Annotated in this window: 9 protein-coding genes; 6 read left to right on the forward strand and 3 right to left on the reverse strand. The window is 75.2% G+C overall.

The features are described from left to right. The coding region (locus EAO77_RS21610; protein WP_147989964.1) for a class I SAM-dependent methyltransferase at window positions 1–675 on the reverse strand (675 nt) is incomplete at its 3' end. A 127-nt stretch (window positions 676–802) separates the two neighbouring features. Here EAO77_RS21610 and EAO77_RS21615 point away from each other — a divergent pair. Together EAO77_RS21615 and EAO77_RS21620 are read left to right on the forward strand one after the other, a co-directional pair. Further along, a complete protein-coding gene (locus EAO77_RS21615) occupies window positions 803–1,870 on the forward strand; it encodes an SPFH domain-containing protein (protein ID WP_147989941.1) in 1,068 nt (355 codons plus the stop codon). Continuing rightward, window positions 1,867–2,766 (forward strand): hypothetical protein, encoded by a 900-nt coding sequence (locus EAO77_RS21620; RefSeq protein WP_147989942.1) that lies wholly within the window; start codon window positions 1,867–1,869, stop codon window positions 2,764–2,766. The genes EAO77_RS21615 and EAO77_RS21620 overlap by 4 nt, the downstream gene beginning before the upstream one ends. A 405-nt stretch (window positions 2,767–3,171) precedes the next feature. Here the strand turns inward: EAO77_RS21620 and EAO77_RS21625 are convergent, their stop codons facing one another. Beyond that, window positions 3,172–3,654: a DedA family protein gene (locus EAO77_RS21625; protein WP_147989965.1), complete on the reverse strand. Its 483-nt coding sequence runs from the start codon at window positions 3,652–3,654 to the stop codon at window positions 3,172–3,174. A 670-nt stretch (window positions 3,655–4,324) separates the two neighbouring features. Here EAO77_RS21625 and EAO77_RS21630 point away from each other — a divergent pair. The 4 genes from EAO77_RS21630 (at window position 4,325) to EAO77_RS21645 (ending at window position 9,646) form a co-directional block, all read left to right on the forward strand. Beyond that, complete coding sequence (locus EAO77_RS21630) at window positions 4,325–4,975, forward strand: DUF4360 domain-containing protein (protein WP_147989943.1); 651 nt, start codon at window positions 4,325–4,327, stop codon at window positions 4,973–4,975. Between the two features lie 204 nt (window positions 4,976–5,179). Beyond that, window positions 5,180–5,590 (forward strand): hypothetical protein, encoded by a 411-nt coding sequence (locus EAO77_RS21635; protein ID WP_147989944.1) that lies wholly within the window; start codon window positions 5,180–5,182, stop codon window positions 5,588–5,590. A 238-nt stretch (window positions 5,591–5,828) separates the two neighbouring features. Beyond that, window positions 5,829–8,174, forward strand: a complete 2,346-nt coding sequence (gene secD, locus EAO77_RS21640; protein ID WP_147989945.1) for a protein translocase subunit SecD — start codon at window positions 5,829–5,831, stop codon at window positions 8,172–8,174. A gap of 203 nt (window positions 8,175–8,377) precedes the next feature. Further along, on the forward strand, window positions 8,378–9,646 hold the full coding sequence (locus EAO77_RS21645; protein WP_147989946.1) for a glycoside hydrolase family 16 protein: 1,269 nt from the start codon (window positions 8,378–8,380) through the stop codon (window positions 9,644–9,646). Between the two features lie 138 nt (window positions 9,647–9,784). Here the strand turns inward: EAO77_RS21645 and EAO77_RS21650 are convergent. Next, window positions 9,785–9,893 (reverse strand): RICIN domain-containing protein (locus EAO77_RS21650; protein ID WP_147989947.1); only part of this gene is annotated, 109 nt, incomplete at its 5' end.

Raw genomic sequence — 9,893 nt, forward strand, 5'->3', positions numbered from 1 at the left:
CCGGCCGAGGGCGGTCAGCGGGGTCAACTCCACCGAGAAGCCGGCGTGGTGGAGGTCGGTGAGCACGCCGGAGAGCGGGAACGTCCGGTAGTACATGATGAACCGCGGCCGCCACAGGGCGTTGCGCACCCGCATGGTGGCGTCGAACCCGAGCAGGGCCCAGTACAGCCAGGAGGCCGGTCCGGGCGGCGCCAGGACCGGGAAGGCGAAGCGTCCGCCGGGACGCAGGGCGGCATGGGCCCGGGCGAAGAGCAGCGGCCGCTCCTCGGGGAGAAAGTGCCCGAACGCACCGAAGCTGACGGCGAGGTCGAAGGCGCCGTCGAAGGGCAGGGCGCGCGCGTCGGCCTGCACCCAGTCGACCGGCGGACCGGGCACGGACGCTGCCGTGCGGGCCGCGACGCCGAGCATTCCGGCGCTGAAGTCGACGCCGGTGACGCGCTCGGTGCACACCTGCCGGAGCACGCCGACGCCCGCGCCGGTGCCGCAGCAGATGTCCAGCCCCGTACCGAACGGGCCGATGGCCGCCAGCGTCTCGCGCACCGGGTCGAGGATCGCGTCCGGCGTGCGGAAGGGGGTCCGGTCGAACCTGGGCGCCAGCAGGTCGTAGCCCCGCCGCGTCGAGGAGAGGGCCTGGACGGCGAGCTCGGTGAGGGTGGGTCCCTGTGCGGTGAACATCGGTGCTCAGCCTACGGGCCGTCCCGGCGCCGATGCGGGGCGCCGGCCCAGGGGCCCGGTTTTTCGTCTCCTTGACGACAAGACGTTCGACCGAATATCGTCATCACGACGAAAAGGGGAGGTTCTCATGGCAGACATCACCGCGCGCCTGGGCTGGCGCCACCTGCGGGCCGCACCCACCGCCCATGTGCGGTGCCACCGGCGCGGCCGGCTCGTCCACGACGGGCCGGGGCTGAGCTTCTGGTTCCGCGCACTGACCGCCGCCCTGTCCGAAGTACCCGTGGACGACCGGGAACTGGCCGTCTCCTTCCACGCGCGCACCTCGGACTTCCAGGACGTCGGCGTCCAGGCGACCGTGACGTACCGGATCCACGATCCGGCGACGGCGGCCGCCCGTCTGGACTTCTCCATCGACCCGGACACGGGCGCCTGGCGCGGTGCACCGCTGGAGCAGATCGCCACCCTGCTCACCGAGTCCGCCCAGCAGCACGCCCTCGACGTCCTCGCCCGCACGACGCTCGCGTCGGCGCTGGCGGACGGTGTCGCCACGGTGCGCGAACGGGTCGGTGACGGGCTCGCCGCCGAGCCCCGCCTGCCCGCCACCGGCATCGAGGTGGTCGCGGTGCGCGTGGTGGCGATCCGCCCCGAGCCCGAGGTCGAACGCGCGCTGCGCACCCCGGCCAGGGAGCAGATCCAGCAGGAGGCCGACCGCGCCACCTACGAGCGCCGCGCGGTGGCGGTCGAGCGCGAACGCGCCATCGCCGAGAACGAGCTGGCCAGCAAGATCGAACTCGCCCGCCGCGAGGAGCAGTTGGTCGAGCAGAGCGGCATCAACGCACGCCGCCGGGCCGAGGAGAGCGCGGCCGCCGACGCCGTACGGGCCGACGCCGAGGCGTCGCGGACGGTGCGCCTGGCACGCGCGGAGGCCGAGGCCGCCGAGCGCGTCGGCGCGGCGCGGGCCGAGGCGCAGGCCGCCTGGCTGCGGGTCCACTCCGACGCCGACCCGGCGACCCTGCACGCCCTGGCGGTGACCCGGCTCGCCGAGAACCTGCCGCGCATCGACAGCGTCACCCTGTCGCCCGACGTGCTGACCGGACTGCTGGCGAAGCTCGGCGCGACGGGCACCGGCACCGGCCCTGCCGCGGGCGCCGGGGACGGGGCGGGCACCGGGGACGGGCCGGGGGCGCGGCCGTGAGTCTCGCCCCGCGCGCCGTGCTGGTGCACCGGACCACCGAGTACGAGGAACTGCTCGCCCGCCACGGCACCCGCGGCCAGGCGGAGTTCTTCCTCGCGTCCCGGGGCCGCGGCATCGCCGAGGTGGCCGAGCGCCACCACCGGGCGGCGCAGGCGGTCGCGGACGTGGCGGCCGCCGTGCCGCTCACCTGGCGCAGGGCACGCGTCGAGCGGGCGGATCTCGACCGTTTCCTCTTCGGGCCGGAGGACGTCGTGGTCGTCGTGGGTCAGGACGGGCTCGTCGCCAACACGGCGAAGTACCTGTCGGGTCAGCCGGTGGCCGGGATCGACACCGATCCCGGCCGCAACCCGGGGGTGCTCGTGCGCCACCGCCCCGCGGACGCGGGGCGGCTGCTGCGGTCCGCCGTGCTGCCGGGCACGGCGGCGGACGAGCTGGCGATGGTGGAGGCGGTCGCCGACGACACCCAGCGCCTGGTCGCCCTCAACGAGGTCTTCCTCGGCCCGGCGGGCCACCAGACCGCCCGCTACCGGGTCGGCCCCGACCGCGACGGGGCCGACCCGGAGGCGCAGGCGTCGTCCGGCATCGTCGTCGGCACCGGGACCGGGGCGACGGGCTGGCTGCGCTCGCTGTGGCTGGAGCGCGGCAGCGCCCTCCCGCTGCCCGCTCCGGCGGAGCGGCGCCTGCTGTGGTTCGTGCGCGAGGCGTGGCCGTCGCCCGCGACGGGCACCACGCGGGTGGCGGGGAACCTGTCGGGCACGGAACGGCTGCGGGTCACGGTGGAGTGCGACCGCCTCGTCGCCTTCGGCGACGGCATGGAGTCGGACGCGCTCACGCTGACGTGGGGACAGACCGTGCGCGTCGGCGTCTGCGACACCGCCCTGCGCCTGCTGGTCTGAGGCCCGCTCCGCCCCGCGCGGCACACCGGCCGCGGCGCACACCGGGACGCGGCGCGCACCGGGCGCGGCGCACACCAGCCGGGCGAGGCTCTCCGGAAACGGAGGGTCGCGAACGCACGCCGGGCCGGGCGCCGCGCCCCGGAACGGAGTGTGCCGTGCACCGGGGCCCCCGTCCGGCGGGGCGGTTGCGAGCCCCGCCCGGCACCCGGCGCACGCCGTGCCCGACCCACCGGCCGCGCGACGCTCTGCACCGCTTTCGCGAGGCGGTGAGCCTGGCACGGGGAGAGCCGGGCGCGGGGAGAGCCGGCCGAGGGGGAAGGGAACGCGAAAATCCGGGGGCGCGGGGTGAGCCGGGGCCGCCCGTGCGACGGGCCCGCCGCGTCTCCCGTCCCCGGAGGGCCGGGCTCAGCCTTCCTCGGCCACGCTGTCGCCGGAGGCGGGGGCCCGCCTTCTTCTGCGGTGCACCACGGCCCCGCACATCGCGAGGAGGAGGACGGCCCCGGCGGACGCCCCGAGGGCCGGCCGCTCGGCGAAGAGCCTTCCCACCACCGCCAGCACGCCGAGCCCTGCGGTCGCGTAGATCATCGCCCACGCCGCTCCGCCCAGGAACAGAGCGGGAAGGTAGCGCGGCAACGGCATGCGCATGCTGCCCGCGAGGAAGTTGGCGGCGGTCTGGAATCCGATGGTCAGGAAGGAGACGGCCACCACCGGCGCACCCCACCGCTGGATCGCCCGCTCGGCGCGCAGGAACTTCGCGGAGGAGATCCGCGCGGCGAACCTGCTGCGCCGGGCACCGGCGCCGGTGAGCCACCCGACGGCGAACGTCCCTCCGGCGCGGAGCAGGACGATGACGTACAGGACTCCGGCGGTGACGGCGACCTCACCCACGACGCCGCGTCCCGGGCGCCGGGCGGGCACGCGCGCTCCCCGCCACCCGCAGGGGAGCCCCGGCCCGCGCACGGGGCCGGTCACCGTCTCTCATCAACGTCCCGCCTCTGCCCGTTCCGTCCCTCGGGTTCCGCCGTCGGCACCGGAACCCGGACCTGCACGCCCGCGACGCCGGACAAGGGCAGCCTAACCTAACGGTCCTGCCGCAGGTTCGCGGGCACCGGACCGGCCCGGTGGGCGGCGGCCCCGGCCGGGGCCGCGGCGGTGCGGGCCCGTGCCGGGGAGCGCGCAACGCCGGTCCCGGCCACTTCCGGGGGCGGCGGAGGGCCGTCATTGGCCGGGCATCGTCCTGCCCGGCGGCCCCGGGACTCTCTAGCATTCGACCACTCCCCGCCTCCGGACCCGGGCGGGGCGATACGAAAGAACTGACATGTACATGATAGTTCAACCATCGTGGCCATGCCAGCCCCCGTTCCGCCCGATCCGCGGACTCGACCAGCTCCACGAGCGCAACCGGCTCCACGATCACCACGCACTCCACGAGTCCTGCGCGATCCGGCGCAGCCGGTCCGTGACGGCCACCGCCCCGCGCGGTGTGCCGCACCCCCCAGCCTGCGGGCCGGCCCCCGTGGACCGGACCGCCCGGCACCGAAGCCATGGACGGAGAACCATGAGAGCACCGCTCCTGGTGGGCGCGGCGACAGCCGCGCTGTTCACCTCCGCACTGCCCGCTCAGGCCGGCGGGTCGTCGATCGTCGACCCGCCGCCGGACAAGATCGTCATCGATGTCGCCACCGTCAACGGGTCCGGGTGTCCGCTCGGCACCGCGGCCGTCGCGGTCTCCGAGGACAACACCGCGTTCACCGTGACCTACAGCGAATACCTCGCCCAGGCCGGCGGCGACGCCGCCCCCACCGCGGGGCGCCGGAACTGCCAGCTCAACCTGCTGGTGCACGTCCCGCAGGGCTTCACCTACGCCGTCGCCAGCGCGGACTACCGGGGCTACGCATCCCTGCAGCCCGGCGCGAGCAGCACGGAGAAGGCGTCGTACTACTTCCAGGGCTCGCCGAACACCGCGTCCAGGACCCACACCTTCCGCGGCCCCTACGAGGACAACTGGCAGGCCACGGACGACACCGACTGGGCCCAGCTCGTCTGGGCGCCGTGCGGTGTGCAGCGCAACTTCAACATCAACACCGAGCTGCGCGTCAGCGCCGGCACCTCGGACCCGGCCACCACCAGCTACATGACGATGGACTCCACCGACGGCGACATCAGCACGATCTACCACCTCGCCTGGAAGGAGTGCCCCGGACGCTGACCGGTCCGGGTCCTCGGACAGCCCCGGCCGGGCCTCCCCCTCCCGGCCGGGGCCCCGGGCATGTCGCGGACGTCCCCCGCCGTACCCGCGCCCCGCACACGGGCGGGCGTCGCGGGCGCCGGGTCCGGCCGCCCTGCGCCCGGCGGCCCGCGGCTTCGCCTACGCTGAGCGGCGACAGACCACGGACGGACGGGGAGGGCGCTGATGGACCGGCGTGTGCGCCGCACCGCGGCCGCGGCCCTGCCCTCCGTCCTTCTCGGCGTGTGGGCCGTCCTCCTCGTCCTCCTCGGCACGACGCCGGCGTCACCGGCCGTCCCCGGGCAGGCCGCCACGGCCTCCCCCGCCACCGCCCCCGTGCGGGGCGACCGGCCGCGCACCGAGGTCCGGGCGCCCCAACGGTCCGCGGCGGACACCGCCGTGCAGCAGACCGCCGCCGCCGAGCACACCGTGCGGCTGCCCGGCGCCCCGCCGGCCGTGGCCTCGGCCGTCCACACGGCGCCCCCGGCGCACCTGCGGGGCATCGCCGGCGCGGGCCCCCGCCAGGAGCGGGCGCCCCCGCGGGACACCTACGACCCGCGTCACACGCGCGGTCCCCCCTCCACCCGGCACAGCTGACGTTCCACGCGCCCGCCGTCCCGGGAGCCGCGGCCTGTCCGCGGACCGGCGACGAGGGCCTCACGTTCGGATCCCGGCGGACTCGCGAGCCCTGCTCCGGACGACAGGCCCCAGGGGTGCCCGGCCACCGTGCGCCGGCGCCCGGCGGGTGCGCCTTCCCCTGCGTCCGCCCGTCCCCGGGTGCGGCGTCCGCCATGGCGCGGGCGTCCCGTCCCCGCGGACCGCCCGTGGAGTACTCATGTCATCTCGCCGTGCCACGTTCTGGCGCGCGCTCGTCGCGCTCGCCGTCGTCGGCCTCTCCCTCTACGTCGCCCTGACCACACCCGCCCGGCTCGGACTCGATCTGCGCGGCGGGACCCGCATCGTCCTGGAGACGGAGAACTCACCCACCGTGCGCGCCGACGCGGCCGCCACCGACCGCGCTCTGGAGGTGCTGCGCAAGCGCGTCGACGGTCTCGGCGTGGCCGAGCCGTCGCTCGCCCGTTCCGGGGAGCGGCGCATCGTCGTCGAGCTCCCCGGCGTGCAGGACCCCCGCAAGGCCGCCGAGGTCATCGGCCGCACCGCCCAGCTGACCTTCCATCCCGTCACCGGGGCCGCCGGCGCGGCCGACGCCGGACCCCCGGCGGCGGACGGCTCGCGCGTCCTGGCCGACCCCGGCGCTCCCGGGAGCCACCTGCGGCTCGGGCCGCCGGCCCTGACCGGGGACGGCGTCGACGACGCCGAGGCCGTCCTGGACACCCAGTCGGGCCGTGGCTGGACGGTCGACCTGTCCTTCCGCGGCAAGGCCGGCGACACCTGGGCCCGGCTGACGGGCGAGGCGGCGTGCGCCGCGCCCTCGGACCCCGGCCGCCGGGTGGCGATCGTGCTCGACGACCGGATCCTGTCCGCGCCCGGCATGGAGAGCGGTGTGCCGTGCGGGGCGGGGATCACCGGAGGCTCCGCGCAGATCACGGGCGGCTTCTCGGCGGGCGAGGCACGCGATCTCGCGGCACTGGTCAAGGGCGGCGCCCTGCCGGTGCCGGTGACCGCGATCGAGCAGAGCACCGTCGGTCCGACGCTCGGCGCCGAGGCGATCCGGGCCAGTGCGGCGGCCGCGCTCATCGGCCTGCTGTGCACGGGCGTCTTCATCGTCGTCGTGTACCGCCTGCTGGGCCTGCTGGCCACCGTCGCGCTCGGGCTGTACGGCCTGATCTCGTACGCCGCGGTGGTCGGGCTCGGTGCGACGCTCACCCTGCCGGGCCTTGCGGGGTTCGTGCTCGCCATCGGGATCGCCGTCGACGCCAACGTGCTGGTGTTCGAACGGGCCAGGGAGGAGTACACCAAGCCCGGGGCCGGGAGCCGCGGCACGGTGCGCGATCTGCGACGACCGCTGCGCACCGGCTTCGCCAAGGCGTGGAGCGCGGTGGCGGACTCCAACGTGACGACGCTGCTCGCGGCGGGTCTGCTGTTCGCGTTCGCCACCGGGCCGGTCAAGGGCTTCGGCGTGACGCTCGTCATCGGTGTGCTGGCGTCGATGGTGTCGGCCATGCTCATCACGCGGCTGCTGGCGGAGTGGGCGGTGCGCAGGCGGTTCGTCGCCCGGCGGCCCGCCCTCACCGGGATGGCGACCACCGGCCGGCTGCGGGCGCGCCTGGTGCGCAGGCCGCCCCGGCTGATGCGTCACCGGCGGCGCTGGCTGGGGATCTGCGCCGGGCTGCTGATGCTCGCCCTGGGCGGGATCGGTGCCCGCGGGCTGGACTTCGGGGTCGAGTTCACCGGCGGACGGGTGGTGCAGTACACCGCCGAGCGGCAGGTCGACGCGGACGCCGCCAGGGCGGCGGTGGTCGGCGCCGGCTTCCCGCAGGCGGTGGTGCAGACGACCGGTGACGAGGGCGTGTCGGTGCGCACCAAGGAGACCGGCGACGACCAGCAGGAGCGCATCCGGGAGGCGCTGACCGGGGCGGTGGGCGAGGTGTCGGTGGAACGGGACGACCTGATCGGCCCGAGTCTCGGCGACGAACTGCGCACCTATGCGCTGATCGCGCTCGCCCTGGCGGTGACGGCGCAACTGCTGTATCTGACGCTGCGGTTCCGGTGGACGTTCGCGGCGGCCGCGGTGGCGGCGATGGTGCAGGACGTCCTGCTGGTGGTCGGGCTCTTCGCCTGGCTGGGCAAGCCCGTCGACAGCGTCTTCCTCGCGGCGCTGCTGACGGTCGTCGGGTACTCGGTCAACGACACCGTGGTGGTCCTGGACCGGCTGCGCGAACTGCGGCGTACGGGAACGACGCTGAGCTGGGCGGAGCTGGCGGACCGGGCGGTGGCGCAGACGCTGCCGCGTACGGTGAACACCGGTATGGGCGCGCTGTTCGTCCTGGTGGCGCTGGCGGTCCTCGGCGGGGACTCGCTCGCGGACTTCTCCGTGGCCCTGCTGGCGGGTGTCGTGGTCGGCATGGCGTCGACGGTGTTCACGGCGATGCCGGTGACCGTGCTGCTCCAGGGCCGTTTCCCGGAGCGCGAGCGGCCGGGGGCGGCGTCGCGAAGCGGCGGCGGTGCGCGCGGGGGCGGCCGCCCGCGGGCGGGGGACCGCAGCGGGGCCGTGGTCTGACCGTCCGCCGGCGCAGGGCCGGTTCCCGTGTGGCGCGTTCGCGCGGTGCACGGGGACCGGTCTGGACCAGGCTCTTGACACCCCCTTATTTCACTTCTTGAATCACATGCTGAGGCAAGCCCGTCCCCCAGGGGCTCGCCGCCGCTCCGACCTGTCATATGCACGACAGACCCTTCCACCCCCACGAACCGGAAGGGAGAGTCATGGACTCCCCGCGCTTTTCCCGGCGTCTGCTGAGCCGCCCGGTGACCGTACTGGCGCTCGCCGCCGCCATGGCCGGCCTCCTGGGCGGCGCCCCCGCCTCCGGCGCCGACCGCGCACCGGCGCCCGCGGCCGCCGCGGCGGTGACCTTCTCCGACACCTTCGACGGGCCCGCCGGCGCCGCCGTCGACTCCGGCAAGTGGCAGATCGAGACCGGCGACAACGTCAACAACCACGAACGGCAGTACTACACGGCCGGCAACAGCAACGCGGCGCTGGACGGGCAGGGTCACCTGGTCATCACGGCACGCCGGGAGAACCCGGGCAACTACCAGTGCTGGTACGGCCGGTGCGAGTACACCTCGGCCCGTCTCAACACCGCGGGGAAGTTCACCACCACGTACGGCCACGTCGAGGCGCGCATGAAGGTGCCGCGCGGTCAGGGCATGTGGCCGGCGTTCTGGATGCTGGGCAACGACATCGGCCAGGTCGGATGGCCGGCCTCCGGCGAGATCGACGTCATGGAGAACGTCGGCTTCGAGCCCTCCACCGTCCACGGCACCCTGCACGGGCCCGGGTACTCCGGCTCCGGCGGCATCGGCGCGGGCTACACCCTGCCCGGCGGGCAGGTGTTCGCGGACGCCTTCCACACCTTCGCCGTCGACTGGTCCCCGAACGAGGTGACCTGGTCGGTGGACGGCACCGTCTACCAGCGCCGCACCCCCGCCGACCTCGGCGGCCGGCAGTGGGTCTTCGACAAGCCGTTCTTCCTCATCCTGAACCTGGCCGTCGGCGGCTACTGGCCGGGCGACCCGGACGGCAGCACGGTCTTCCCGCAGCAACTGGTCGTCGACCATGTGCGGGTCACCACCGGTGACGCTCCGTCGGCGGGCGGGCCCATCACGGGCATCGGCGGCAAGTGCGTGGACGTCGCCGGGGCGAACAGCGCCGACGGCACCCCCGTACAGCTCTACGACTGCAACGGCACCGCCGCCCAGCGGTGGACCGTCGGCGCCGACGGCACGATCCGCGCCCTGGGCAAGTGCCTCGACGTCGCTTCGGGCGGCACCGCCGACGGGACGGTCGTCCAGCTGTGGACCTGCAACGGCTCGGCGGCCCAGCGATGGGTCGCCAACGCGGCACGCGACATCGTGAACCCGCAGGCGAACAAGTGCCTGGACGCCACCGGGAACAGCTCCGCCAACGGGACCCGGCTCCAGATCTGGACCTGCGGGGGAACCGCCAACCAGAAGTGGACGGTGACCCGCTGACCCTCCTGCACCCACGGACGGGCCGCCGCCGGGCGGCGGCCSGTCCGCAGGACCACGGGCGCCCCGGTCGGGCGCGGCGCCCGTGGTCCTGCGGACCGGCCGCCGCCCGGCGGCGGCCCGTCCGTGGGTGCAGGAGGGTCAGCGGGTCACCGTCCACTTCTGGTTGGCGGTTCCCCCGCAGGTCCAGATCTGGAGCCGGGTCCCGTTGGCGGAGCTGTTCCCGGTGGCGTCCAGGCACTTGTTCGCC

The organism is Streptomyces sp. T39 (assembly GCF_008042045.1).
Classification (GTDB): Bacteria; Actinomycetota; Actinomycetes; order Streptomycetales; family Streptomycetaceae; genus Streptomyces.